The sequence below is a fragment of the Pseudomonas sp. B611 genome (assembly GCF_055407965.1).
This window is the reverse complement of sequence record NZ_JBUZST010000003.1, coordinates 149,075-172,785: the sequence shown is the minus strand read 5'-3', so window position 1 is coordinate 172,785 and position 23,711 is coordinate 149,075. Positions and strand designations below refer to the sequence as shown.

Annotated in this window: 24 protein-coding genes, 1 tRNA gene and 1 pseudogene; 14 read left to right on the top strand and 12 right to left on the bottom strand. The window is 59.6% G+C overall.

All coding sequences use genetic code 11. The features are described 5' to 3' along the window. Positions 1-86 precede the first annotated feature (86 nt). The 3 genes from ACZRMO_RS09005 to deoR all read right to left on the bottom strand — a co-directional run bounded on the left by ACZRMO_RS09005 (position 87) and on the right by deoR (position 3,036). Positions 87-1,103, bottom strand: a complete 1,017-nt coding sequence (locus ACZRMO_RS09005; RefSeq protein ID WP_463972624.1) for a galactitol-1-phosphate 5-dehydrogenase — start codon at positions 1,101-1,103, stop codon at positions 87-89. 45 nt (positions 1,104-1,148) lie between these two features. Next, entirely contained in the window at positions 1,149-2,123 is a 975-nt protein-coding gene (locus ACZRMO_RS09000) for a substrate-binding domain-containing protein (protein ID WP_463972623.1), read from the bottom strand. Positions 2,124-2,277: 154 nt separating this feature from the next. Continuing rightward, the gene (gene deoR / locus ACZRMO_RS08995; RefSeq protein WP_463972622.1) at positions 2,278-3,036 is read right to left on the bottom strand and encodes a DNA-binding transcriptional repressor DeoR; all 759 of its coding nucleotides are present in this window, start codon (positions 3,034-3,036) and stop codon (positions 2,278-2,280) included. 142 nt (positions 3,037-3,178) lie between these two features. On the opposite strand from deoR, the gene deoC reads away from it, so the two are divergent. Then, positions 3,179-3,859 (top strand): deoxyribose-phosphate aldolase, encoded by a 681-nt coding sequence (gene deoC / locus ACZRMO_RS08990; protein ID WP_463972621.1) that lies wholly within the window; start codon positions 3,179-3,181, stop codon positions 3,857-3,859. Positions 3,860-4,091: 232 nt separating this feature from the next. Next, positions 4,092-4,178 (top strand) — tRNA-Leu (locus ACZRMO_RS08985). A 385-nt stretch (positions 4,179-4,563) separates the two neighbouring features. Here ACZRMO_RS08985 and ACZRMO_RS08980 read toward each other — a convergent pair. The 3 genes and pseudogenes from ACZRMO_RS08980 to ACZRMO_RS08970 form a co-directional block, all read right to left on the bottom strand. After that, positions 4,564-6,165: an ABC transporter substrate-binding protein gene (locus tag ACZRMO_RS08980; RefSeq protein ID WP_463972620.1), complete on the bottom strand. Its 1,602-nt coding sequence runs from the start codon at positions 6,163-6,165 to the stop codon at positions 4,564-4,566. A gap of 248 nt (positions 6,166-6,413) precedes the next feature. After that, a complete protein-coding gene (locus ACZRMO_RS08975; protein WP_463972619.1) occupies positions 6,414-6,626 on the bottom strand; it encodes a hypothetical protein in 213 nt (70 codons plus the stop codon). Between the two features lie 161 nt (positions 6,627-6,787). After that, positions 6,788-7,339, bottom strand: a pseudogene (locus ACZRMO_RS08970) (substrate binding domain-containing protein); the annotation flags it as partial. Positions 7,340-7,377: 38 nt separating this feature from the next. On the opposite strand from ACZRMO_RS08970, the gene ACZRMO_RS08965 reads away from it, so the two are divergent. Beyond that, a complete protein-coding gene (locus tag ACZRMO_RS08965) occupies positions 7,378-7,998 on the top strand; it encodes a fimbrial protein (RefSeq protein WP_463972618.1) in 621 nt (206 codons plus the stop codon). Between the two features lie 168 nt (positions 7,999-8,166). Here the strand turns inward: ACZRMO_RS08965 and ACZRMO_RS08960 are convergent, their stop codons facing one another. Together ACZRMO_RS08960 and hpaR (ACZRMO_RS08955) are read right to left on the bottom strand one after the other, a co-directional pair. Next, positions 8,167-8,769: a hypothetical protein gene (locus ACZRMO_RS08960; RefSeq protein ID WP_463972617.1), complete on the bottom strand. Its 603-nt coding sequence runs from the start codon at positions 8,767-8,769 to the stop codon at positions 8,167-8,169. A 73-nt stretch (positions 8,770-8,842) separates the two neighbouring features. After that, complete coding sequence (gene hpaR / locus ACZRMO_RS08955) at positions 8,843-9,265, bottom strand: homoprotocatechuate degradation operon regulator HpaR (RefSeq protein WP_124524660.1); 423 nt, start codon at positions 9,263-9,265, stop codon at positions 8,843-8,845. Between the two features lie 206 nt (positions 9,266-9,471). Here hpaR (ACZRMO_RS08955) and ACZRMO_RS08950 point away from each other — a divergent pair, with 206 nt between their 5' ends. Next, positions 9,472-10,728: an OprD family porin gene (locus ACZRMO_RS08950; protein WP_463972616.1), complete on the top strand. Its 1,257-nt coding sequence runs from the start codon at positions 9,472-9,474 to the stop codon at positions 10,726-10,728. A gap of 146 nt (positions 10,729-10,874) precedes the next feature. On the opposite strand, the gene hpaA is transcribed toward ACZRMO_RS08950, so the two are convergent. After that, a complete protein-coding gene (gene hpaA, locus ACZRMO_RS08945) occupies positions 10,875-11,777 on the bottom strand; it encodes a 4-hydroxyphenylacetate catabolism regulatory protein HpaA (protein ID WP_463972615.1) in 903 nt (300 codons plus the stop codon). Positions 11,778-11,953: 176 nt separating this feature from the next. Between hpaA and ACZRMO_RS08940 the strand changes: the two genes are divergently transcribed. From ACZRMO_RS08940 to hpaI, 8 genes are all read left to right on the top strand, one after another. Then, positions 11,954-12,628, top strand: a complete 675-nt coding sequence (locus tag ACZRMO_RS08940) for a fumarylacetoacetate hydrolase family protein (RefSeq protein ID WP_463972614.1) — start codon at positions 11,954-11,956, stop codon at positions 12,626-12,628. Continuing rightward, positions 12,625-13,425, top strand: coding sequence for a fumarylacetoacetate hydrolase family protein (locus ACZRMO_RS08935; RefSeq protein ID WP_463972613.1), 801 nt, complete (start codon positions 12,625-12,627; stop codon positions 13,423-13,425). Before ACZRMO_RS08940 ends, ACZRMO_RS08935 begins: the two co-directional genes overlap by 4 nt. A gap of 5 nt (positions 13,426-13,430) precedes the next feature. Next, positions 13,431-14,891: a 5-carboxymethyl-2-hydroxymuconate semialdehyde dehydrogenase gene (hpaE, locus tag ACZRMO_RS08930; protein ID WP_463972612.1), complete on the top strand. Its 1,461-nt coding sequence runs from the start codon at positions 13,431-13,433 to the stop codon at positions 14,889-14,891. Between the two features lie 84 nt (positions 14,892-14,975). Then, complete coding sequence (hpaD, locus tag ACZRMO_RS08925) at positions 14,976-15,899, top strand: 3,4-dihydroxyphenylacetate 2,3-dioxygenase (RefSeq protein WP_124524654.1); 924 nt, start codon at positions 14,976-14,978, stop codon at positions 15,897-15,899. Positions 15,900-15,915: 16 nt separating this feature from the next. Continuing rightward, entirely contained in the window at positions 15,916-16,326 is a 411-nt protein-coding gene (locus tag ACZRMO_RS08920) for a 5-carboxymethyl-2-hydroxymuconate isomerase (protein WP_463972611.1), read from the top strand. Between the two features lie 57 nt (positions 16,327-16,383). After that, positions 16,384-17,688, top strand: a complete 1,305-nt coding sequence (locus ACZRMO_RS08915; RefSeq protein ID WP_463972610.1) for an MFS transporter — start codon at positions 16,384-16,386, stop codon at positions 17,686-17,688. 12 nt (positions 17,689-17,700) lie between these two features. Next, positions 17,701-18,504, top strand: coding sequence for a 2-oxo-hept-4-ene-1,7-dioate hydratase (hpaH, locus tag ACZRMO_RS08910; protein ID WP_463972609.1), 804 nt, complete (start codon positions 17,701-17,703; stop codon positions 18,502-18,504). Positions 18,505-18,517: 13 nt separating this feature from the next. Continuing rightward, positions 18,518-19,321 carry a 4-hydroxy-2-oxoheptanedioate aldolase gene (gene hpaI / locus ACZRMO_RS08905; protein ID WP_463972608.1) on the top strand — a complete coding sequence of 268 codons (804 nt, stop codon included), beginning with the start codon at positions 18,518-18,520 and terminating at the stop codon, positions 19,319-19,321. Positions 19,322-19,377: 56 nt separating this feature from the next. Here hpaI and hpaR (ACZRMO_RS08900) read toward each other — a convergent pair whose 3' ends face one another. Beyond that, entirely contained in the window at positions 19,378-19,800 is a 423-nt protein-coding gene (hpaR, locus tag ACZRMO_RS08900) for a homoprotocatechuate degradation operon regulator HpaR (protein WP_463972607.1), read from the bottom strand. A gap of 225 nt (positions 19,801-20,025) precedes the next feature. Here hpaR (ACZRMO_RS08900) and ACZRMO_RS08895 point away from each other — a divergent pair, with 225 nt between their 5' ends. Together ACZRMO_RS08895 and ACZRMO_RS08890 are read left to right on the top strand one after the other, a co-directional pair. After that, positions 20,026-21,324 carry an NAD(P)/FAD-dependent oxidoreductase gene (locus tag ACZRMO_RS08895; RefSeq protein WP_463972606.1) on the top strand — a complete coding sequence of 433 codons (1,299 nt, stop codon included), beginning with the start codon at positions 20,026-20,028 and terminating at the stop codon, positions 21,322-21,324. Positions 21,325-21,358: 34 nt separating this feature from the next. Further along, a complete protein-coding gene (locus ACZRMO_RS08890) occupies positions 21,359-21,724 on the top strand; it encodes a cupin domain-containing protein (RefSeq protein WP_463972605.1) in 366 nt (121 codons plus the stop codon). 53 nt (positions 21,725-21,777) lie between these two features. Here ACZRMO_RS08890 and ACZRMO_RS08885 read toward each other — a convergent pair whose 3' ends face one another. Together ACZRMO_RS08885 and ACZRMO_RS08880 are read right to left on the bottom strand one after the other, a co-directional pair. After that, the gene (locus tag ACZRMO_RS08885; protein WP_463972604.1) at positions 21,778-22,374 is read right to left on the bottom strand and encodes a TetR/AcrR family transcriptional regulator; all 597 of its coding nucleotides are present in this window, start codon (positions 22,372-22,374) and stop codon (positions 21,778-21,780) included. Positions 22,375-22,401: 27 nt separating this feature from the next. Then, the gene (locus tag ACZRMO_RS08880) at positions 22,402-23,622 is read right to left on the bottom strand and encodes a multidrug effflux MFS transporter (protein WP_463972603.1); all 1,221 of its coding nucleotides are present in this window, start codon (positions 23,620-23,622) and stop codon (positions 22,402-22,404) included. Positions 23,623-23,711: the final 89 nt, after the last annotated feature.

Here is a 23,711-nt window from a genome sequence, read left to right as displayed (position 1 = left end):
GTCCTCCTGCGTCTTGTGCTGCCGACGCTTTTTGTTTTAAACCCTGCAACGGCGGGCGTTGCAGGGCGGGGCCAAGCAAGCGTGCATCAAGGGCGGAAAATCACCTTGGCCGCCACTTCGCTACGGTCGGCGTAACGCTGGAACATCGACGGCAACTCGGTCAGCGGCAGGTCGTGGGTGATCATGAATTTCCACTGCAAGTCACCCGAGGCCAGCTTGTCGATGGAGGCGGTCCACTCATCCCCCGGGAACGGTGCGGAGAACGAGTTCCACGCGCCGTGCAGGGAGATTTCCTGGCGTAGAAAGTGCGAGAAGGTCGCGGTGCTCAACGGCACTTCACCGGCAGGAATACCAATAAACACCACGTGGCCGCCGGCCTTGGTCAATTGCACCGCCTGGTTGATCGAGCTGGGATGGCCCGCCGCTTCGATCACCAACTGGCAACGTGGCAAGTCAGCATCCGCAGCGCCACTGAGCAAGGTGTGGGTCGCACCGGCTTCACGGGCCATGGCGAGTTTTTCTTCGGCAATATCGATAGCGACGATGTCCTTGGCGCCCATGATGCGCAGCCACTGGATCACAAACAGGCCAATCGGTCCGCAACCGACCACTGCGCCGCTCTGCCCGGCCTTGAAGTCCGACTTCCAGATGGCATGCAGGGCAATCGCCGCCGGGTCCACCAGGGACGCGGCAATCGGGTCCATGCCCACCGGCACCTTGATCAGGTTGCTCAGCGGCACGTTGACGTATTCAGCGTAGGCGCCATCGCGGCGGCTGCCAAAGTAGTCGTAGCGCTCGCAGCGGGACGGGAAGCCACGGGCGTACTGGTCGCTGGTCACATCGGGAATCATCGGTGGCACGGTCACCAGTTCACCGAGGGTGTAACCCTCGACGCCGCTGCCGATCTCTTCGATAAAGCCTGCGAACTCATGGCCGCAGATCAACGGCATCACGTGAGCGCCCTTGCTCAACATGCGCGGGATGTCCGAGCCGCACACGCCGCAGGCAGCGACACGCACCAGGGCATGACCAGGTTTAACGCTAGGTTTTGGAACGTCTTCGACCCGGATATCACCCGGTTTGTACATGACGGCAGCTTTCACAGTGAAATCCCCTGTTGGATAGGCAATGTAGGTGTTCAGCGCAACTCAGAGTGCGCCGGGACGGTATTCGCCGAAGGTGGCATCGTGCTTGATCTCAGCCGCGTCGGCCTTGGTCACGACTTTGGTGCCGGCATCGACAAACGCCGGGATGGTCTTGCCGCTGATCAAACCACGAGCCGCTTCAATCGCAACCTCGCCGAGGTAGCGTGGATCGTTGAGGGCAGTGGCGACGTATTGATCGCCGTTCTGGATGGCGTTGATGGCTTCCGACAGGCCATCCACACCGGCGACCAGTACGTTTTTCTTGCCGCTTTCGTTGAGCACCTGGAGGGCGCCCATGGCCATGTCGTCGTTATGGGCGATCACGGCCTTGAGGTCGGGGTGGGCTTGCAGCAAATCCTGCATCGCGGTCACTGCGTTGGCACGCATGTATTCGCTGTAGGGGCCGTCGATGATTTTGAAGTCGGTACCGGCCAGCGCCGTGTGGAAGCCTTTGCGGCGCTCCTTCATCACAGTGCCGCCGGCATCGCCCTGGATCTCGATGATCTTGCCGTTGACCACGCCTTTTTGTTTGAGGGCCGCCACCAGCGCCTTGCCGGACAGCTCGCCCATCTCGGCGTTGTTGCGCCCAATGGTTGCGGCGACGGGCGCGTTGATGGCGCGGTCAACGGCGATAACCGGAACCTTGGCACGCTTGGCGGCATCGAGGGAGGCGCCCACGGCATCAGGGTTGACGGCATTGATGATGAGCACGTCGACCTTGCGGGTCAGCAAGTCCTGGATATCGTTGTTCTGCTTGCTGATGTCACCGTTGGCATCGAGGAAGATCAGCTCGTCGCCGTCCCTGGCTGCAGCGGCTTTGGCGCCATCGCGTAGTTGCACATAAAAAGGTGATTGAAGGGTGACTTGGCTGAAACCGATCTTCAGGTCCTTGGCCTGGGCATTCAACGCCAGTACCGAGGCCGCGACAGCCAAAGCAAGGGACAGCACATGAACAGGTTTACGGGCTATCTGTAGCATGGTGATTCCTATTTTTATTGTTGTCTGGATTCGGGCGCGACCTTCAGGGAGGCCGTGCTCACAAATGTGAACCGCGATCACATTTGAAAAACTATGCCTTGTGCCCGAAGGTGTCAAGGCTATTTTGTTAGAATCCAAACATACGATATAAAAATCACACCATCAGTATTGCTCCGCCCTCCTGGATGATTTGCTGGTGGGCCTGGGACAAAGCCGGGTCGCTGACGACCCGCTGGAAATCCGCCAGTTCGGCAAAATGCGCCGCACGCACCTGATCGAATTTACTTTGGTCGGCCACCAGCACACAGGTCTGCGCCCGCGCCATCACCCGCTGCTTCACGTCGACTTCATTGAGGTTGTAGCAGGTCACGCCATGGGCCGCGCTGACCCCGGCGGCGGAGATAAACGCCCAGGCGACGCGGATGCCGTCGACGATCCCGGCCTCGGCGCGGCTTTCGAAGACGAGGTTGCGCCGATCGAGCATGCCGCCGCACACAATCACCGTGCACAGCGGCTTTTGCTGGAGTTTGAGCAGCACGTTCAGGGAGTTGCACAGCGCGGTGAACTCCAGGTCGTCGGGCAATGCATCGACGATAAACGGCGTGGTCGTCCCGCAATCGATGAAGATCGTATCGCCCGGGCGCACCAGGCTGGCGGCACGCTGGCCGATCTGACGCTTCTCGGCGATGTTGCGCAAGTCCTGCTCGGCCACTTGGTAATCCGGCTCGGGCGCACCGCTGCGGGTGACGTGCCCACCCAGCAGGCGTAGGCCCTGGGCGTTGTCCACGAGATCGCGGCGCAGGGTCATTTCCGACACCCCAAGCAATGCCGCCATATCCCGCAGGTGTACCGCGGCCTCGCCTTGCAGGGCCCGGTGCATGGCTTTGAATCGTTCGGTTTTCTTTGAATCCACTGCGTTTTCACCCTGATTGAATGCGGCCAAGTGACAAAACGGCTCACAAAATCCATTTACAATGTTATTTATTTCACATTTAATGCATTCAACTTAACACAAACCGGCTTTTGCCAGCACCCTCTCCCACAGGACTTCTGCCATGCCCCAAGACGCCTCCTCCCTCGCCGCCTACATCGATCACACCTTATTAGCCGCCGACGCTTCCCAGGCGAGCATTCGCCTGCTGTGCGACGAGGCCCGTCAATATGGCTTCAAGTCCGTGTGCGTCAATAGCGCCAATGTGCCGCTGGCGGCCGAGTGCCTGGCGGGCGCGCCGTCGCTGGTGTGCGCCGTTGTGGGCTTCCCGCTGGGGGCCGGCCTCAGTGCCGCCAAGGCCCATGAAGCCCACCTGGCAATCCAGGCCGGTGCGCGGGAAATCGACATGGTGCTGAACATCGGCTGGTTGAAGGACGGCCTGCTGGACCTGGTGCGCGATGACATTGCCCAAGTGCTCAAGGCCTGCGGCGAAGTACCGCTCAAAGTCATCCTGGAAACCGGCCTGCTCAACGATGAACAGAAGACCCAGGCTTGTGTGATCTGCCGTGAGTTGAATGTCGCCTTCGTCAAGACCTCCACCGGCTTCGGCCACGGTGGCGCGACATTGGCCGATGTGCGCCTGATGCGCGAAGTGGTTGGCCCGGTGATCGGCGTGAAAGCCTCCGGCGGCGTACGCGACGTGGCGACCGCTCACGCGATGATCGAAGCTGGCGCGACGCGACTGGGCAGCAGCTCCGGGATCGCGATTGTCAGCGGCGCCACTGCGGTGGCAGGCGCGTACTAAGACCTGGCTTGGAGTGAGCAGGCTCGCTCCAGCACGCGTTACTTCACCTTGCTGCTCAATGTGAATCTTGTTCCCGCGCCGTAGGAATCCTCTGTTTCGCCCCGGAAAGTCCGCGTAGATCACTGATCTATCGAGGTTTTTCCTATGCGCCTTGGTGCAATAAAGCTGCTCCTCGGCCTTGCACCGAAGCGCCTGGGCCTATATATTCCCAACCCTGCTGCACCGCGCTACCGCCCGAATGGCGAAACTGGTAGACGCATGGGACTTAAAATCCCCCGCTCGTAAGGGCGTCCCGGTTCGATTCCGGGTTCGGGCACCATCTCTTGTTCCATGGACAGCCAGTAAAGTCCATGTAACCCTTTAAAACCCGCCACTTGGCGGGTTTTTTCGTTTGGGGCATTCTGTCGGCTTCCGGCTGATTCCATCGTTTTAAGGGTGCGATTTGGGGTATAAGTCCGTTCGATAAAAGGTAGTACCCTTACGTCGCGCACCACGACTCCCCTTTCAGATACGGCTTGCCGTTCAGCCAAGCCCCGCGACCGTGACTACAAGCTCTTCGACGGCGACGGTCTTTATCTTCTTATCCAGACTAATTCAACCGCGCTGAATAGAAGCCTCATGCGAAGGGCGACGCACACGCACACCGCAGTGGCGCACTGGTTTCTAACCACCAAGTCTTTTCGCAGGGGCACCACGCAGCAGCTTCAAGCCTGTGCAGCGATACTGGCTTTGCTTTGGAACATGGCGGTGTCAGCCTTGAAAATCAAATCGTCGAGGCCTTCACCATCTTCCGGATACCACGCCACTCCTAGGCTGGCGCTAACCTTGATCTGGCTGTTTTCCCATGGAATGGGCAAGGCGACGGCTTCGCAGATTTCACCGGTGATGCGCTGGATATCGCTTCTGTGATGCGCGCCGCCGAGCAGCACGATAAATTCATCACCGCCCATGCGCGCAGCTATTTCGAACTCGCAAATATTGGATTTGATCGCCGAGGCTGCGTGAATCAGCATGGCATCGCCCGCCTGATGGCCATAACGATCATTGATCTGCTTGAAGTGGTTCAAGTCGATATAGCACAGGGCCAGATGCTCTCCACGATTCTTTGCGTCAAGCAGCCTCTGACTAGCGAAGGGAATAAAACTATTGCGATTGGGTAAGCCCGTCAGGCTGTCATAGAAAGCCAGCTTGTGTACTTCCTCTTCAGCAAGTTTGCGCAACTTGATCTCTTTGCGTAGATGGCGCTGGGCATTCAACAGAACCAGAGCGAATATCAGGACAAGCACAGAGCCGATGCTGATCAGCACAATGGTCTTGCGCAGCCGCTCGACGAGTTGCGGCGGGTTGGGATCGTAAATGAAGTTTTCCAGACCGGCGATAGTGTCGACCATGCCCAGTTCGAGGAACGTTTCAGCCATACGTTGCCAGCGCCCTGGGTTCATATGACCGATCTCGATCAGGTCAGATACCACCAGCGGACGCATGGCCTGAGCTTCGAATTGCAAGTGCGCGCGACTTTTATCCACCGAATACTGGTCGAGCAGCAGGTCTATGATTTGCTCGGGGTTATCCATTGCGTAGCGCCAGCCGCGCAGGGTAGCGCGGCGGAAGGCCTCAACCCGCTGTGGATGCTCGTCAATCTCGGCCTGGCTGGTGAACAGGATGTCGCTGTAGAAGTCGATCCCATAGGTGACGGGCGAGATGATGTTGTATTCCACGCCCCGCTGTTGCAGGTAGAAGGGCTCGTTGGTCAGGTACGAGTTGAACGCCGTCACTTTACCGCTGGCCAGATCCCCAATTTGAAAGCTGCTGGGTAGCAGTTGTAGTTTTTCGAGGGGTATACCCTCGCTACGGAACATCGCCAGAAAATCGGCATCTGTCTGTGCATCCATCAGCATCAACGGCTTGCCGATCAGGTCGTGCACGGTGCGAACACCTTGGTCTGTGCGAGCCACGAGCACGGAAGGTGAGTGCTGAAAAATCACCGCCAGCGCTACCAAGGGCTTTCCATGCAGACGTGCGTAGAGCAATTCACTATTGGCTTCGCCGTATTGGGCACGCCCAGAGAGCACTTCTTCGACCGGTGTGACATTGGGGCCACCTTCGTGCAAGCGCACGTCCAGTCCTTCTTCGCGGTAATAGCCCTGGGCGATGGCGGCATAGTAGCCCGCGAACTGGAACTGATGCCTCCAACGTAGCTGTACATCAATAACCTGCTCAGCACCATTCTGTTGAGTGACCGGACTCGCCCACGCAGCCTGAGCCGAGAGCAACACAAAACACAGCAGTCGACGCAGCCGAACCAACAGAGATCTCTCCGGCCGGTTGAGCGCGTTAGAACAGCAACAGAGGCTGGGCATCGTGAGAGTCCGTGAATCGCGCTCGTGGTTGAGCGTGCAAGGCGTGGCGCGACATTGTGACATCACTCATGCAGAGCCAGCAATCGCGCGCCACGCCGCAAGCGGCCGCTATCCTCGCTTGCGGCGCGGCTGGCGTTTGCTTCCCTGCAACAGACGGCTACCGGCCAAGATTGGCCCTTCATGAGCGAGGCGTCTCATGTGACCGTAATGATCAACGCCGCCAAATTCACTACGATGCCCAGAACCACCCACACAAACGCTGCCGGCGCCTCGAACAACTTCCGCGAGGGGCTGAAAACAATGCCAAACAGTGCGCCGATGAGGACGCCGGCAAAGCCTAGCCCGACGCCGAGCGCGGCCAGCGGAATACGTGTGAACCCTGGCGGATTGTTTTCTAGCGATCTCATTCCCTGTGACCTTTTTGAAGCAGGTGGTTCGTTGAATGTCCACAACCTTTTTACAGTGAAATTCTGTGGAATCAACCGGCATTCGAAATGCCAGGTTTCTAACCAGAGCTGCCCTTTGAGAAGGGTAGGAATCGGCCAAAAGTGCCCATTCGCACTCGACACTACGCACCTTCTAGCCTATCTCTTAGAAACTCAATAAACCTTTGGGTTTTCGCCGGAAGCAGACGCGTTTCGGTCAGTGCATAGACCGAAACTGGTGATGCCTGCCATTGCGACAGGACTTTGCAAAGCATTCCGTCTGCGACGTCCTGCCCCGCGATGCCCTCAGGCAGCAATGCAATACCAAGATCCAACGACGCCAAACGCCTGAGCATGCCTACGCTATTGAGTTCGAACCGCCCTCCTACATCGATATCCACGCTCTCGGAGGCGCGTGACAGCGTCCAACGGTCGGCACCTGCGCTACGCATTCGCAGGCATTCATGATTAACCAGGTCGGCTGGGTGTTCAGGCTCGCCGGAAACCTCGAGGTATCGTGGAGATGCATACAGCCCGCGCCCTAAACTCGCGAGTTTACGAGCGATCAGGTTCGAGCTTGGCGGCTCGCCCATACGGATTACTACATCCACCGGATCGCTGATCAGATCGACCTGACGCGGGCTCAGGTCAAACTCGAAACTGATACCGGGATAGAGCCTGGCGAAGTCTGCAATATTTTAAATGCAATGCGATAACCAAATATGGCTTAACCATGAACCCCGCCTTGGGCACAGCTTCCTCCGACGCTACTTACCCTCTGGGTAAAACAGGGCTTTCATTTCGTATAGGAACGGGTAAGACAACATATCCATACCTGCGTCACTCGATCGATCTACTTCCAGGCGACTACCACACCGAGATCGATACCTTCACACTTGAGATCATAAAAACTGAAGAACTATTATCAGAAATCCCAGTTCCAGCAGGCTTCCTCGGCAATTTTCAAACTACCGACTTGGTGTTCATTAAATTTAATCTGATCAATCTTATCAATCTAAATACCGCATCCTGTAAATCCCCTAACGTGTCAGTCCAAATGGGTGATGACTATCGCATAATGGATTTCGACAATGCGGGTGATGCACCTCACACGGTTAAATTCAATATTGACCTCAACGAGTGCCAAACTGGAATCAAGAAAGTCAATTATGCCATCAAAGCTAATACCCATGTCATCGATGCTGGAACGGGCATCGTAGCACTTGACTCCAGTTCAACAGCCAAAGGGATAGGACTAAAACTAATGGATGAGACAGGGCAACCTATTGCGCTAGCCCCCCCTATTCGTTTAATGGATTCAACACCTCTGCCACTAGCTTTACAATCCCGCTAGCCGCTGCTTGCTATCGATTACCCAATGCCAATGTTGAGGCAGGGACCGCAAACACATCAGTCACTTTCATAATGAGCTACCTATAGTGAGCAGTGCTTGAGGTCCAGCACACTGTGAAAGTAGAAGCTCAACCCTACGGAGGCTTCTATCAGGGGCATAAAAGCAAGGCTAGAAAAGCTGTTTCATAAATTCCTGAGTCGTTACATCCAGCCCACGATCTTCACCGAATACAACTTTAACCCCATCATTTGCCCTTAGCAGCATCTCACTGTGCATACCAAGAGCGGCCTCTTGATGGTAATACTCGTACCGCTCCTGCATGTACTTATCCTTGTAGGCTTGCAGGCGTTCAGCTGCCAGGGCCTTGAGGTTCGGATCCGTCTCTTGGGCTAGCGCGCGCTCATCCTCTAGCAGTCGCCGCTCAGTCATACCGACCCGCAAACTTGCCGTACGAAAGCGCGTCTGGGTGCGTATGACGTTCAAGGCGCGAGTTGTGAATTCTATTGCCGCCTCTCTTTTCGTCTCGGCGCCCGACCAATCGGCAGATTGCATTTCAAGCAGGTCGGCCGCCAGCTCCTTCTCAGCATCCTCACCGCGCGCCAAGTAGCTGGACAGGTCGAGTCTCGGTTCCCGTTTAAACGCAAGCAAATGCCTGGACACCATTGATGACGCTTTTGCCACGTTATCCCGGCTATGCAGTTCGCTCCATCTATAAGCAGCTGCTCCACATCCGAGAATGACCAGTAAAAGCATGACGATAGTTTTTTTCATAGATCCCTCCATGGCCCCCTTTAAAACCCGCCTCCTGGCGGTTTTTTTCGCTTGATCGACACACACTGCCACATCAAGGCTTGATCTTTTTCAGCTCGCCGAGCAACTCAAGCAACTGCTGCATGTTGTCTTCGCCAAACTGACGCTGGATTTCCAGATAGCCGCGCTCCATGCCCTCGCTCATCGACAGGAAGCACTGGTGCCCCTGCACCGTCAGGCTGAGAAAGATACGCCGCTGGTCCTCGGTGGATTTGCGCCGTGTCACCAGGCCGTCGCGCTCAAGGCGCTTTAACACACCGCTCATGCTGGGCTTGAGAATGCACGCCTGGTTGGCCAACTGGTGGCTTTCCAGTTCACCCTGCTGACGCAGGATGCGGATCACGCGCCATTGCTGCTCGGTCAGGTCGTGTTCGTTGAGCCCTGGACGGAAGAAGGCCATTGCGGCCTCGCGTGCCTGGAGCAGTGTGAGGGTCAGAGAAGGTCTGGGATTGGCCATTTCGTGTGCGCGCTGTGGAAGAACGGTCAGATTAAGGTCGACAGCCCTCGGGTGCAACCGCGGGGCATATGGCATGTCGCTTAAACCGCATGAAGTGTTGCAGGAAGGCTTTGCTTTTTTGCATTATCGATAATATGTTAACTACACAAAGGGGCATCCATAGTCCCTGCCAACGATCCCAATAAAAACAACAAGGAATCACCCCCATGCGCGTCAGCACCCGCAGTGCTTTGGCCTCATTGAGCCTGTGCATCACCGCCCTCCCGTTCCAGGCCTTTGCCGACTTTATCCAGGACAGCAAGGCCACGCTGGAAACCCGCAACTACTACTTCAACCGCGACTATCGCCAGGCAAATGCGCCGCAAAGCCAAGCCACCGAATGGGCCCAGGGCCTGGTCTTGCGTTACGAGTCCGGCTTTACCGACGGCACGCTGGGGTTCGGCCTGGATGCGCTGGGCCAGCTGGGGCTCAAGCTGGACTCAAGCCCGGACCGCCATGGCACCGGCCTGTTGCCCTACGGCGCCAGTGGCCGAGCGGCCGACAGTTACAGCGAGCTGGGGCTGACCGGCAAAGTGCGCTTGTCGCAGACCGTGCTGAAAGTGGGCACCCTGCAACCGCAACTGCCGGTGGCCGCGTTCAACGACACGCGCCTGCTGCCCTCCACCTACAGCGGCGAACTCATCACCTCCAAGGAATTCGACGGTTTGACCGTGAACCTGGGCCGCCTGGAACAACAGAACCTGCGGGACTCCAGCAGCAACGATTCCATGAGCTACGCCGGCGTCAACACCCGCTATCTGGACCTGGCCGGCGGCAGTTATGCGCTGACCCCGACGCTCACCGCGAGTTACTACCATGCGCGCATGAAGGACATCTACAGCCAGGACTTCGCCGGTTTTACCCACGATATGCCCCTGGGCGGCGGGTTCAGCCTGCGCTCGGACCTGCGCTATTTCGTCACCCGTGAAGACGGCGACCACCGCCTGCGCGCCGCCACCCGCGTGGATGGCGGGCGGATCAACAACCGGTTTTTCAACGGCATGGAAAGCTTGAGCATCGGCGGTCATCGACTCGGCGTGGGGTATCAGAACCTGTCGGGCCAAGGCGATTTCGCCTACCCGGGCCTTGACCCCTACTCCGTCAACCTGGTCACGATCAACGTCTTCACCAAAGCCGAAACCGACGCCTGGCAGCTGCGGTATGACTACAACTTCGCCGCCATGGGCCTGCCGGGGCTGACCTTCATGACCCGTTACGTCAGCGGTTCCCACATCGACACCAACCGCGTCAGTGGCGGCACCGAGCGCGAGCGCGACACGGACCTGAGCTACGTGGTGCAGAGCGGCACGTTCAAGAACCTGAACATCCGCCTGCGCAATGCGACGTTGCGCTCCGGCGGCGGCTTGACCACCGACATCGACGAAACCCGACTGATCGTGGGCTACAACCTGTCGCTGTTCTAAAGACGTGGAAAGTGCAATCGATCCACCGTAAAGCGCATGTTCGTGCCGCATAAAATCCATCAGCATGGGTCTCTCTTTCTTCAGCCGCGCCCTGCGCGGTTTTTTTCGCAGCCGTTGGATGAAGACGGAGCAGACTGATGCTGGCGCTAGCGCAAACCCGCCTGACGTTGCCGATACTCCCCCGGGGTCATTTGCGCGTAACGCTGGAAAAAACGGCTGAAGTAAGCCGGGTCCTTGAAACCCAGCTGGTAGCAGATTTCGTTGGCCGAACCCCGTGTAAACAGCAACAAGCGCTTGGCTTCCTGCATGACACGTTCAAGCACCAGGCGCTTGGAGGGCAAGTCGGCGATACGCCGGCACACGTCATTAAGCCTTGCCTCCGTAACACCTGCGGCCTGCGCATAACGTGCCAACGCCCAGTGCTCAAGGTAATGGGCTTCGATCAGCTCATTGAAGCGATGGAAAATCTGCAAGTCCTCATGGCGCGCGGGTGTTGCCTCCAGGGAGTTGGCGCACAGGCGCAACAGGCTGAGCATGATCAAGCGCGTCAGGCTCAACAGCGCCGCGCTGTGGCCTGCCGCCGTGTTGTTCATCTCGACACGCAACTCTTCGAACAAAAACGCCAAGCGCCGCGCTTCGCCCTGGTATTCGGAGGCCAGCCGATCCAGCGCAACACACGCCGCCGCCAATTGCGGGCCCGGTGCCAATTGCGGGTCACTCTCGATCAATTGCCAGACCAGTTGCTGGCGCACCGTCAGCACATGCCCGTCGCTGTCGGCTTCGGTGACGAACGAATGGGGGATCGTCGGCGGCGTGAGGAAAAACATCGGCCCCGACTCCAGGTATTGCTGGTCGTCAAGGTAGACACGCACCGCGCCGCTTTTGACGTAGTGCACCTGGAAAAAACGGTCGTGCCGATGCACCGGCATATTGCGCCCGAAAAAGCCGGCGAGGTTGCCCAGCTTGTCGTAGTGCACCTCGCTATCGCTGTAGCGCTGGTCGTAGACCTGCCCGATGTTGATGTTGGGGATCGGGTGACGATCATTCATCTGTCTGTACTCATTATTTTTATCGGTATCGCCTGCAGCGCCGCTCATGTTGCGCCTGCGAAAAGACTTTCGCCACCAGCGCAGGCCTTGACGATCGTTAACATCTTAATTATAACGTTAACACATTAACAATTGAGGCGAGGCCAACCGCGCCCCGCCCCTGCCAGGAGAAAAGCATGAGCCGTGCCTTGCATGACGCTGCGACCGGCACCCTGTTCGGTGTTGCACTGAACTACCAGGGTCTGGTTGATCAGCATCTCGCTCAATTCCACGAAGCGCCGTACAAACAGCCGCCGGTCAAACCGGTGCTGTTTATCAAGACGCCCAATACGCGCAACGGCCATGATCAGACAGTGATTTACCCGGCGGGCATCCAACACCTGCAGCCCGGCCCCGCACTGGGTGTGGTCATCGGCAAAGACGCCAGCCGTGTCAGTGAGGCGCAGGCCCTCGACTACGTGGCCGGCTACACCATCGTCAACGAGTTCAGCCTGCCGGAAGACAGCTACTACCGCCCGGCGGTCAAAGCCAAATGCCGTGATGGTTTTTGCGCGATCGGCCCTGAGTTGATTCCCCGCGACCAGGTTAACAACTCACACGACTTGAGCCTGAAGCTGTTAGTCAACGGCGAACTGCGCCAGGAAAACTCCACGGCAAACTTCGTGCGCAGCCTCCCGCAACTGATTGCCGAAATCACTGAATTCATGACCCTGCACGCCGGTGACGTATTGATCACCGGCACACCGGAAGGCCGCGTCGATGTGCTGCCGGGTGACCGGGTCGAAGTGCAGATCAGCGGCCTGGGCAGCCTGGTCAATCACATCGTCGCCGAGCAGGAGGCCGCTGTATGAGACACGCACGTATCCTTTTTGAAGGCGCCATTCATACCGCCACTGTGGAAGGCGACGACAACACCCTGCACCTCGCCGACGGTCGCCGCGTCGCGGCCAGCGTCGTCGAATGGCTGCCGCCTGCCACCGGCAGCATGTTCGCCCTGGGTTTGAACTACGCCGACCACGCCGCAGAACTGGCCTTCGCGCCGCCGACCGAACCCCTCGCCTTTGTTAAATCCGTGGGCACCTATACCGGCCACGAGCAGATCACCTGGCGCCCGGACAACGTCGCCTACATGCACTACGAGTGCGAGTTGGTGGCGGTCATCGGCAAACCTGCCCGCAACGTCAAGCGTGAGGATGCGCTGGACTACCTGGCCGGCTACACCGTGTGCAACGACTACGCGATCCGCGATTACCTGGAAAACTACTACCGCCCCAACCTGCGCGTGAAAAACCGCGACGCCACCACCCCAGTCGGTCCGTGGATCGTTGACGTGGCCGACGTGCCCGACGCCTCCAACCTGAAGCTGCGCACCTGGATCAACGGCGAGCTGCGCCAGGAAGGCAGCACAAAGGACATGATTTTCGACATCCCCTACTTGATCGAATACCTGTCCAGCTTCATGACCCTGCAACCGGGCGACATGATCGCCACCGGCACCCCGGAAGGGCTCGCCGATGTGGTCCCGGGCGATGAAGTGATCGTGGAAGTCGAGGGCGTCGGCCGCCTGGTCAACCGGATTGTCAGCGAAGCCGAATTCTTCAAGCAGCAAACTCTCAAGAACAAGCAGCTCGCTGAGCAAGAGGCGTGAACAGCATGATCAAGCACTGGATTAACGGCCGCGAAGTCGAAAGCAAAGACGTGTTCATCAACTACAACCCCGCCACCGGCGAGGCGATTGGTGAGGTGGCCAGCGGCGGCGCCGAAGAAGTCGCACAAGCCGTGGCCGCCGCCAAGAAAGCCTTCCCCAAGTGGGCCAACACCCCGGCGGCGCAACGCGCCAAGCTGATGCGCAAACTCGGCGAGCTGATTGAGCAGAACGTGCCGCACCTGGCCGAGCTGGAAACCCTGGACACTGGCTTGCCGATCCACCAGACCAAGAACGTGTTGATCCCCCGCGCCTCCCACAACTTCGATTTCTTCGCCGAAGTGTGCACCCGCATGGACGGTCACACCTACCCGGTCGATGACCAGATGCTCAACTACACCCTGTACCAGCCGGTGGGTGTATGCGCCCTGGTATCGCCGTGGAACGTGCCGTTCATGACCGCCACCTGGAAGACGGCGCCGTGCCTGGCGCTGGGCAATACCGCCGTGTTGAAAATGTCCGAGCTGTCACCGCTCACCGCCAACGAACTGGGGCGCCTGGCCGTCGAGGCCGGCATTCCCAATGGCGTGCTCAACATTATCCAGGGCTACGGCGCGACCGCCGGTGATGCGCTGGTGCGGCATCCCGATGTGCGCGCCATTTCCTTTACCGGTGGTACGGCCACTGGCAAGAAGATCATGCAGACCGCCGGGCTGAAAAAGTACTCGATGGAACTGGGCGGCAAATCGCCAGTGCTGATCTTCGAAGATGCCGACCTGGAGCGCGCACTGGACGCGGCGTTGTTCACGATTTTCTCGTTGAATGGTGAACGCTGCACCGCCGGCAGCCGGGTGTTCATTCAAGAAAGCGTGTACCCGGCCTTCGTCGCCGAATTCGCGGCGCGGGCCAAGCGCCTGATCGTCGGTGACCCGCAAGATCCGAAGACCCAAGTGGGCTCGATGATCACCCAGGCCCACTACGACAAGGTCACCGGCTACATCAAGATCGGTATCGAAGAAGGCGCCACCCTGCTGGCGGGCGGCCTTGAGCGCCCGGCCAACCTGCCCGCGCATCTGGCCAAGGGGCAGTTCATCCAGCCCACCGTGTTCGCCGATGTGAACAACAACATGCGCATCGCCCAGGAAGAAATCTTTGGGCCGGTGGTGTGCCTGATTCCGTTCAAGGACGAAGCCGAAGCCTTGCGGCTGGCCAACGACACCGAATACGGCCTGGCCTCGTACATCTGGACCCAGGACATTGGCAAGGCCCATCGCCTGGCGCGCGGCATCGAGGCCGGCATGGTCTTTATCAATAGCCAGAACGTGCGTGACCTGCGTCAGCCGTTCGGCGGCGTGAAAGGCTCCGGCACCGGGCGCGAAGGCGGCCAATACAGCTTTGAAGTGTTCGCCGAGATCAAGAACGTGTGCATCTCGATGGGCAGCCATCACATCCCGCGCTGGGGCGTGTAACCGGACCACCGTGTGCGGTGGGCTTCACTTATATTCGTCGAAGACCGCCGCACAAGCACCCAACAACAAGAAAGGAGCCTCATCATGGGCACGCTGGCACTAGCCGCCAAGATTACCCACGTTCCGTCCATGTACCTCTCTGAACTGCCCGGCCCACGCCAGGGCTTTCGTCAGGCGGCCATCGACGGCCACTATGAAATCGCCCGCCGCTGCCGCGAACTGGGGGTCGATACCATCGTGGTGTTCGACACGCACTGGCTGGTCAACGCCAATTACCACGTGCTCTGCGGCCCGCATTTCAAGGGTGTGTACACCAGCAATGAGCTGCCGCACTTCATCAGCAATATGCCGTATGAGTTCCCCGGCAACACCGAGCTGGGCCTGTTGCTCGCCGAAGCCTGCAACCGTTTCCAGGTCGAGACCATGGCGCACCACGCCACCACCCTCGGCCCGGAGTACGGCACGCTGGTGCCGATGCGCTACATGAACCAGAACCAGGACTTCAAGGTGATCTCGGTGTCCGCCCTGTGCACCTCGCACTATCTGGCGGACAGCGCGCGCCTGGGCTGGGCGATGCGCAAGGCCGTCGAAGATCACTACGACGGCACGGTGGCGTTCCTCGCCAGCGGTTCGCTGTCGCACCGTTTTGCGCAGAACGGCCAGGCGCCGGATTTTGCCACCAAGGTCTGGAGCCCGTTCCTGGAAACCCTCGACCACCGCGTGGTGAAAATGTGGGAAGACGGCGAGTGGCCGGAGTTCTGCGGGATGCTCCCGGAATACGCAGCCAAAGGCCACGGCGAAGGGTTCATGCACGACACCGCCATGCTCCTTGGCGCGCTGGGCTGGAGTGACTATGACGGCAAGGCCGAGGTGCTGACGCCCTACTTCGGTTCCTCCGGCACGGGGCAGATCAACGTGGTGTTCCCCGTGACGCCGCAAGACGGCGCCAACATTCCCCCGGCTCAAGCGGCCAACCCTGGCGCGGTGTTATCCACCAGCCGCCTTTAAGCGCAGGAGACTCGACATGCCGCACCTGGTGCTGCTTTACACACCCGAGCTTGAGCAAGAGACGGACATGTCCGCGCTCTGCCGTGCCCTGGCCGACACCATGCTGGAACAGCGCGACGAAGCCGGCAAAGCCGTGTTCCCCACCGGCGGCACCCGCGTGCTGGCCTACCCGGCGGCCCACAGCGCCGTCGCCGACGGCAAGGGCGACTACGGCTTTTGCTACGCCAACCTGCGCATGGGCAGCGGCCGCAGCCCAGCGGTGCACCAGGCCGTCGGCGACAGCTTGCTGGCGGTGCTGCGCGCCCATCTTGAGCCGATTCTCCAGCGCCGGCCGCTGGGCATCACCCTGCAAATCGATGAAAGCGCGGCGCAGGTCTACGACGCCAAACACAGCAGCCTGCACCCGTTGTTCAACAAACCTACCTGATGGCGGCCCGCCGCCCTCCTCCCCGTGCCTATCTCATATAAAAAGAAGTACAACATCATGAGCACAGCCAACACTGCCACACAGCCTTTGCGCCATTCGCAAGACAACACCCATAGCACCATCACCTGGCGGCTCATGCCGCTGTTGCTGGTGTGCTACCTGTTTGCCCACCTGGACCGCATCAACATTGGCTTTGCCAAGATGCAGATGAGTGCCGACCTGCACTTCAGCAATACCGTGTACGGCTTCGGCGCCGGCCTGTTTTTTGTCGCCTATGCCTTGTTTGGCGTGCCCAGCAACCTGGCGCTGGACCGTTTCGGTCCGCGGCGCTGGATCGCTTGCTTGATGGTGGTGTGGGGGATTTTGTCCACCAGCATGCTGTTCGTGAACGATGCCGCTGGCTTCTACGTATTGCGCTTTTTGCTCGGCGTGGCGGAAGCGGGATTCTTCCCGGGCATCCTTGTGTTTCTCAATCGCTGGTACCCGGCGCGCCGGCGTGCCCAGGTCACCGCACTGTTCGCGATTGCCGTGCCGATGGCCGGGGTGATCGGCGGCCCATTGTCGGGCGGCATCCTTGAGGCCTTCCACGACTTCGGCGGCCTGCGGGGCTGGCAGTGGATGTTCCTGATCGAAGGCGCGCCGGTGGTGCTGCTGGGGCTGGTGGTCCTCAAATGCCTGCCTGACTCTTTTGAAAGCGTGAACTGGCTGACCGATGCACAAAAGGCTCAACTGCGTGAGCAACTGCACAGCGAAGAGCAACGCAAAGCCATCACCTCGTTTACCGGCATCCTCAAAGACACCCAGGTCTGGGTCCTGGTGGCGGTGTATTTCGCCGTCATGCTGGCGGTGAACACCCTGGCATTCTGGATGCCGTCGCTGATCCACGGCGCCGGTATCGGCAGCGATGGCAAGGTCGGCCTGCTGAGCGCCGTACCGTACCTGGCGGGCTGTTTTTTCATGATTGCCTGCGGGCGCTCTTCGGACCGTCGCCGCGAGCGCCGCTGGCACTTGCTGGTGCCGCTGCTGATGTCCGCCGCCGGCATTGCCATCGCCGGCCTGCTGCCACACAACCCGTTGCTGGTGATGACGGGCTTGATCATCGCCGGCATGGGCGCCAGTGCCGCCCTGCCGATGTTCTGGCAACTGCCTCCGGCGTTCTTATCCAACTCGACCCAAGCGGCGGGCATCGCCCTGATCAGTTCCTTCGGCAGCATTGCGTCGTTCCTGGCGCCGTACCTGATCGGCTGGATGCGCGACAACACCCAAAGCGCCAGCCTGGCCCTGTATGTCCTCGCAGCCTTTATCACCTTGGGCGCCTTGCTGGTGCTGCGCACCCAGGCCGCCATCGTCAATCCACAGTAAGAGACCCTGAACATGCTTCCTTCCAGCGTGATACAGCAAGCCGCCGCACAACTGGACCAGGCCGAACGCACGGGCGAACAAGTGCGCCAGTTTTCCCTGGACCATCCCGACATCACCATCGAAGACGCCTATGCCATTCAACGGGCCTGGGTGGACCGCAAAATAAAGGATGGCCGCAAGCTCGTCGGCCACAAGATCGGCCTGACCTCGCGCGCGATGCAAGTCTCCTCGAACATCACCGAACCGGACTACGGCGCGCTGCTGGACGACATGATTTTTGACGAAGGCACCGACATCCCGTTCAGCCGCTTTATCGTGCCACGGGTCGAAGTGGAGCTGGCCTTTATCCTCGGCAAGCCGCTAAAAGGCCCGAACTGCACGATTTTCGACGTACTCGATGCGACCGAATGGGTCATCCCCGCCCTGGAGATCATCGACGCGCGCATCCAGCAAATCGATCCGCACACCAAGGCCACACGCAAAGTCTTCGACACCATCTCCGACAACGCGGCCAACGCCGGCGTGGTCATGGGCGGACGCGCGGTGCGCCCGACGGACATCGACCTGCGCAAAGTCCCCGCCGTGCTCTACCGCAACGGCGTGATCGAGGAATCCGGGGTGTCCGCCGCGGTGCTTAACCACCCGGCCAAAGGCGTGGCCTGGCTGGCGAACAAGCTGGCGCCATACGACGTCACGCTACAGCCCGGGCAGATCATCCTGGGCGGCTCGTTTACGCGCCCGGTGGCCGCCAATCCCGGCGATACCTTCCATGTCGACTACGACATGCTCGGCTCCATCTCCTGCCGTTTTGTCTGACGAGGAACCTGTCATGGATATGCCGGTAAATCTCTTCAAGCAACGCCTGGGCAGCGGCACCGCGCAAATCGGCTTATGGCTGGGCCTGGCTGACGCCTATTGCGCCGAACTGGCGGCCAATGCCGGTTTCGATTGGCTGTTGATTGACGGCGAACATGCGCCCAACGACCTGCGCGGTATGTTGAGCCAGCTGCAAGCGGTGGCCGCCTATGCCAGCCAGCCGGTGATTCGCCCGGTGATTGGCGATACGGCACTGATCAAGCAAGTGCTGGACCTTGGCGCGCAGACGCTGTTGGTGCCCATGGTTGAAAGCGCCGAACAGGCGCGCCAGCTGGTGCGTGCGATGCACTATCCGCCCCAGGGTGTGCGCGGTGTTGGCAGTGCGCTGGCGCGGGCTTCGCGCTGGAATAGCATCCCCGGGTATCTGGACTTGGCCAACGAACAGATGTGCCTGCTGGTGCAGATTGAAAACCCCGAAGGGCTGGCCAACCTCGACGCGATTGCGGCGGTGAACGGCGTGGACGGGGTCTTTATCGGGCCTGCCGACCTCAGCGCCGCCATGGGCCATCGCGGCAACCCTGGCCATCCTGACGTGCAAGCGGCCATTGAGGACGCGATCGTGCGCATTCAACGGGCGGGCAAAGCGGCTGGCATTCTGAGCGCTGACGAAACCCTGGCCCGCCGCTATATCGAACTGGGCGCGGCGTTTGTCGCGGTCGGTGTCGACACCACGGTGCTGATGCGCGGGTTGCAAACGTTGGCCAGCAAGTTCAAGGATTCGCCGCTGCCAGACCCTGTTGGCGGCGGCGTTTACTAAGACCGGCATCGTCCTGTACCCAGACCGCTTTCATGTGAATGAAGCGGTCTTTTTGCTCAGCGCTTGATCGCCTTCAGTTCTGTGAGCAAGGCCAGCAGGGTCTGGAGTTTCTCGGCGCCGAAGCGTTCCTGCAAGCGCTGGTAATTTTGCTCCATGCAATCGCTCATAGAGGCAAAACACGCCTGCCCGCCTGCTGCCAGCGTCACCAAGACCCGACGCTGGTCCTGGTCGGCCTTGCGCCGATGCACCAGGCCAGCCGCTTCCATACGGCTCAGGACGCCGGTCATGCTGGGTTTGAGAATGCAGGCCAGGTCGGCCAGGCGATTGGTTTCCAGTTCGCCCTGCTGAGTGAGGATGCGGATAACGCGCCACTGCTGTTCAGTCAGGCCATGTTCATTGAGTGAAGGCCGGAAAAAACTCATGGCGACTTCGCGTGCTTGCAGGAGATTGAGGGTCAGGGACGGGCGGGGTTTGGTCATGCATCACAGCCAGCTATTTTGTTAATACGTTAATCAATTTATCACAGCCTGCTCATCCTGTGGTTCTGCATCAGCCATCTGGCGCGGGCGATGGCACGCAGGTACAAAAGCGAAGGCAGGCACAGTCAAGACACCTACCGCTCGTTAGGCCCTTAATGTACGCCATGGAACAGGGCTAGCTAACGCCTTGTCGTGACGTTTTTTTCAATCTATTCAGGCCGCGCCATGATCACTATCGAAACGCCAACCTATTACTCGGCCACCAAAAAATACAACCTCGCCTTCCCGACCCTGGAACAGGATATCGAAGCGCAAGTGGTGATCATTGGTGGCGGTTTTTCGGGCATCAATACCGCGCTGGAACTGGCCGAAAAAGGCATCACCAATATCGTGGTCCTGGAGGCGCGCTACCTGGGTTTCGGCGGCACGGGGCGCAATGGCGGCCAGATCATGGCGGGGATCGGCCACGACCTCGAAAAGATCAAGAGCAGCGTCGGCGAACAAGGCCTGCGCGAGATCTTTGAAATCAGTGAATTGGGCGCGGGCATCATCAAGGACCGCATCGCCAAATATGCCATCGATGCGGACTTCTGCCATGGCTATGGCTACATGGGCTTCAATGCTCGCCAGGCGAAAACCCTGCGCGCCTGGGAGAAGGACTTCAAGCGCATCAATACCCGCGATGAGATTCGCTTTATGGAAGGCCGCGAGGTCAAGCAGATCATCGGCTCCGACGCCTACAGCAGCGCCCTGCTGCACATGGGCGGTGGCCATGTGCATTCCCTTAATTTGCTGCTGGGCGAAGCCAAGGCGGCGTCCGGCTTGGGTGTACGCATCTTTGAACACAGCCCGGCCCTCGAAGTGACCTACGGTGAACAGATCACCGTGCGCACCGGCCGTGGCTCGGTCAAGGCTGAAAAGTTGCTATGGGCGTGCGACAGCTTCCTCAACAAGCTGGAGCCGGAACTGCACAAAACCACGATCAACACCTACGCGTTCCAGATGATGACCGAGCCATTGCCGGAAGAGCTGATCCAGCGTATCAGCCCGATTCGCGGGGCCTACAGCGATATCCGCCCGGTGATCGACTACTACCGCGTGACCAATGAGAACCGCCTGCTGTTCGGCGCGGCCACACCGGTGATCGAGCATATTCCCAAAGACCTCAAGGCGTGGAATCGCCAACTGATGCTGAACATCTTCCCCTACCTCAAGGACGTGAAGATCGACCTCGCCTGGGGCGGACCGATGGCGACGGGCGCCAACCTGTTCCCGCAAATCGGCACGCTGAGCGGGCGCCCCAACGCCTTTTACGTCCAGGGTTACGCCGGCTTCGGCGTCACCCCGAGCCACATTATCTGCAAGGTACTGGCCGAGGGCATGAGCGAAGGCTCGTCACGCTACAACCTGATCAGCTCCGTCAAGCACGCACAAATCCTCGGCAAGGATCATATCCGCCCCTTGATCCTCACGGCCGGCAAAAGCCTTCACCAACTCTCGGGCTACTTCAACGGTCGCCGTTGACTGCCCCGCTCACCCTACTCACTGGAGAACTGCCATGACCATTACCACCATCGAGCAACACGTCACGCTGTCGGCACTGGATGCCTGGGGCACCGTGGCCGACCTCGGCTCGACCATCCTCGAAGGCGAAGTCAGAGCCTTTGGCAAAATGACCTTTGGCGCGCCCACCGACCCGGTCAGCAGCGCCTACTTCGGCACCACCAAGGGCAAGTTCCGCATGGAATACCCGTTCAACGAGCAAGCCACCGTGGTTACCGGTGAAGTGATCCTCACGGAAGTAGCCACCGGCAACAGCACGCGTTATGGCGTGGGCGACAGCTGGTTCGTGACCAAGGGCACTGCGGTGGTGTGGGAGATCGTCAGCGAAGAGTTCGTCAAGCACTACTTCGCTGTCGCTTGATCGCGTTGCGGTCGCTGCCTTGAAACCACTGCCGATCTTCGGCAGTGGTTTTTTTATGCCTGCCCGGCGGCCATGCCAATCGAGTCGCCGAGGATTCGCCACAAGGCGGCGACACGGCGGCGGTAGGTGGCCTCGTTGCCGTAGATCAGCTCGACATGCAGGCTGTCGATCAGCCCGATGTACGCGTCCTGGAATATGCCAAGATCGGTGGCGTTCAGCGCGGGGTACTTGGCCTTGAGGCTGATCCCAAACAGTTCGCGCATGCGTTCAAGATAAGCTTCAAAACCCGCACTCACCTGCCCCTTCAGTTCGGCAGGTGGAAAAAACGCCGTGCGCAGCAGAAAGCGCAGCGCCGCCGAAGACTCATAGCGCTGCGCAAGATGGTCGGTGTACAGCGTGTCGAGGCCAACCGAAGCGCTGGCAGCCACGGCAAACTGCTCCTCGAGGTACTGACGTTCGGTGGTCAATGCCAAATCCAGCACCGCACTGAACAGGTCATCCTTGCTTTTGAAATGCGCATACAACGACGGCTTGCGCATGCCCGCCAGCACCGCGATGTCGTTGAGTGACGAGGCGTCGTAGCCACGCTCGGCGAAATGCACCAGGGCGATGTCGCAAATTCTGCCCGCTGAGGGGCTGAGCACTTTCATGTGAATATCCTTGCCAGCATTCTTTTATCAATGATTTAACGCGGTGATCTGATCCGCCTTGCCTTGGCGCACGCTGATCCAGGTGAGCACACCCACTGCAGCGGCGCACAGCACCAGCAAACCGCACCACGCCGTGGCGCCGTGATTACTCACCAGGCCGGTCAAGGGTGTGGCGCACGCCGAGATGCCCAGTTGAAAGGCCCCCAGCAACGCAGCAGTCGAACCCAGCGCGGTGGTTTGCGACGACATCACCAGGGTCATCAGCGTGGTTTCTGCAATCCCCACGCCCAGCAACGCAAGCGCCACTCCGGCCACCAGCCAAGACAAACCCAAACCGGCAGCCGCACTGATGCAGGCAATCAAAGCACCCGCGACGATGCAGCAGGCACCCGCCACCGCCATGCGTGCCAGACCGTGTTGGCCGACCAGCTTCGCCGCCAGCGAAGCCCCTAAAAGGATCGCAATACCGGTTGCGCCGAACAGGGTACCAAACTGGGCAGCGGGCAACCCGAAGTCGTTCTGGTAGATGAACGTCGCCCCGCCGATGTAGGCGAACAGGAAGAAGAACACCGCTGACAGCGCCAGCGCCGGTTGCAGAAAGCGCGAGTCCTGGGCGATGCGTGCGTACGTGCGCATCGCGCGTTTGAAGTTCAGCGGCTCACGCTTGTTCGCGGGCAACGTTTCCCGCAGCACCACCATGGAGTTCACCGCCACCAACGCGCCCAGGGCCGCCAGCACCACCATCACCGCGCGCCAGCCAAAGTGCGCATCAATGTAGCCGCCCAGGGCCGGCGCGATAATCGGCGCCACACCTTCGATGGTCATCAGCAAGCCAAACAGCTTGGCCGCCTGCACGCCCTGGGTGACATCACGCACCATGCTCATGATCACCACCAGGGTCAGCGCACTGCCCAGCCCTTGAACGAAACGCGCCAACAGCAACCAATCCAGCGTCGGTGCTGCACCGGCCACCAGTGCGCTCAGGCTGAACAACACCAGGCCGGCGATCAATGGGCGCCTGCGCCCCCACGCGTCGACGACAGGGCCGAACAGCAATTGGCCGAGGCCCATCGCCAACAGGAACACCGTCAACGTCAGCTGGATACTGGCCACGCTGGCCGAATACTCCACCGCCATCTCCGGCAAGCTGGGCAGGTACATGTCGACGGCCGACGGGCCGAGGGCGCCAATGGCACCCAAGGCTATGGCGAATTTCAATGTGGCACTGTTTGAATTGATCGATTTCATCATAAGCTCACGACTTGCAACCTACCGGTCGGTAGGGCGAGGTCGTGAGGTTAGTCAATGCCCTGGCGAAAGGTCAAGTCGTTAATCAA

Excerpts from the sequence above, each read along its gene's own strand:
- ACZRMO_RS09000 (WP_463972623.1), bottom strand. The coding sequence starts at position 2,123 with ATGCTACAGATAGCCCGTAAACCTGTTCATGTGCTGTCCCTTGCTTTG.
- deoC (WP_463972621.1), top strand. The coding sequence starts at position 3,179 with ATGCCCCAAGACGCCTCCTCCCTCGCCGCCTACATCGATCACACCTTA.
- ACZRMO_RS08975 (WP_463972619.1), bottom strand. The coding sequence starts at position 6,626 with ATGAGATCGCTAGAAAACAATCCGCCAGGGTTCACACGTATTCCGCTG.
- ACZRMO_RS08965 (WP_463972618.1), top strand. The coding sequence starts at position 7,378 with ATGAACCCCGCCTTGGGCACAGCTTCCTCCGACGCTACTTACCCTCTG.
- ACZRMO_RS08960 (WP_463972617.1), bottom strand. The coding sequence starts at position 8,769 with ATGAAAAAAACTATCGTCATGCTTTTACTGGTCATTCTCGGATGTGGA.
- hpaR (WP_124524660.1), bottom strand. The coding sequence starts at position 9,265 with ATGGCCAATCCCAGACCTTCTCTGACCCTCACACTGCTCCAGGCACGC.
- ACZRMO_RS08950 (WP_463972616.1), top strand. The coding sequence starts at position 9,472 with ATGCGCGTCAGCACCCGCAGTGCTTTGGCCTCATTGAGCCTGTGCATC.
- hpaA (WP_463972615.1), bottom strand. The coding sequence starts at position 11,777 with ATGAATGATCGTCACCCGATCCCCAACATCAACATCGGGCAGGTCTAC.
- ACZRMO_RS08940 (WP_463972614.1), top strand. The coding sequence starts at position 11,954 with ATGAGCCGTGCCTTGCATGACGCTGCGACCGGCACCCTGTTCGGTGTT.
- ACZRMO_RS08935 (WP_463972613.1), top strand. The coding sequence starts at position 12,625 with ATGAGACACGCACGTATCCTTTTTGAAGGCGCCATTCATACCGCCACT.
- hpaE (WP_463972612.1), top strand. The coding sequence starts at position 13,431 with ATGATCAAGCACTGGATTAACGGCCGCGAAGTCGAAAGCAAAGACGTG.
- hpaD (WP_124524654.1), top strand. The coding sequence starts at position 14,976 with ATGGGCACGCTGGCACTAGCCGCCAAGATTACCCACGTTCCGTCCATG.
- ACZRMO_RS08920 (WP_463972611.1), top strand. The coding sequence starts at position 15,916 with ATGCCGCACCTGGTGCTGCTTTACACACCCGAGCTTGAGCAAGAGACG.
- ACZRMO_RS08915 (WP_463972610.1), top strand. The coding sequence starts at position 16,384 with ATGAGCACAGCCAACACTGCCACACAGCCTTTGCGCCATTCGCAAGAC.
- hpaH (WP_463972609.1), top strand. The coding sequence starts at position 17,701 with ATGCTTCCTTCCAGCGTGATACAGCAAGCCGCCGCACAACTGGACCAG.
- hpaI (WP_463972608.1), top strand. The coding sequence starts at position 18,518 with ATGGATATGCCGGTAAATCTCTTCAAGCAACGCCTGGGCAGCGGCACC.
- hpaR (WP_463972607.1), bottom strand. The coding sequence starts at position 19,800 with ATGACCAAACCCCGCCCGTCCCTGACCCTCAATCTCCTGCAAGCACGC.
- ACZRMO_RS08895 (WP_463972606.1), top strand. The coding sequence starts at position 20,026 with ATGATCACTATCGAAACGCCAACCTATTACTCGGCCACCAAAAAATAC.
- ACZRMO_RS08890 (WP_463972605.1), top strand. The coding sequence starts at position 21,359 with ATGACCATTACCACCATCGAGCAACACGTCACGCTGTCGGCACTGGAT.
- ACZRMO_RS08885 (WP_463972604.1), bottom strand. The coding sequence starts at position 22,374 with ATGAAAGTGCTCAGCCCCTCAGCGGGCAGAATTTGCGACATCGCCCTG.
- ACZRMO_RS08880 (WP_463972603.1), bottom strand. The coding sequence starts at position 23,622 with ATGAAATCGATCAATTCAAACAGTGCCACATTGAAATTCGCCATAGCC.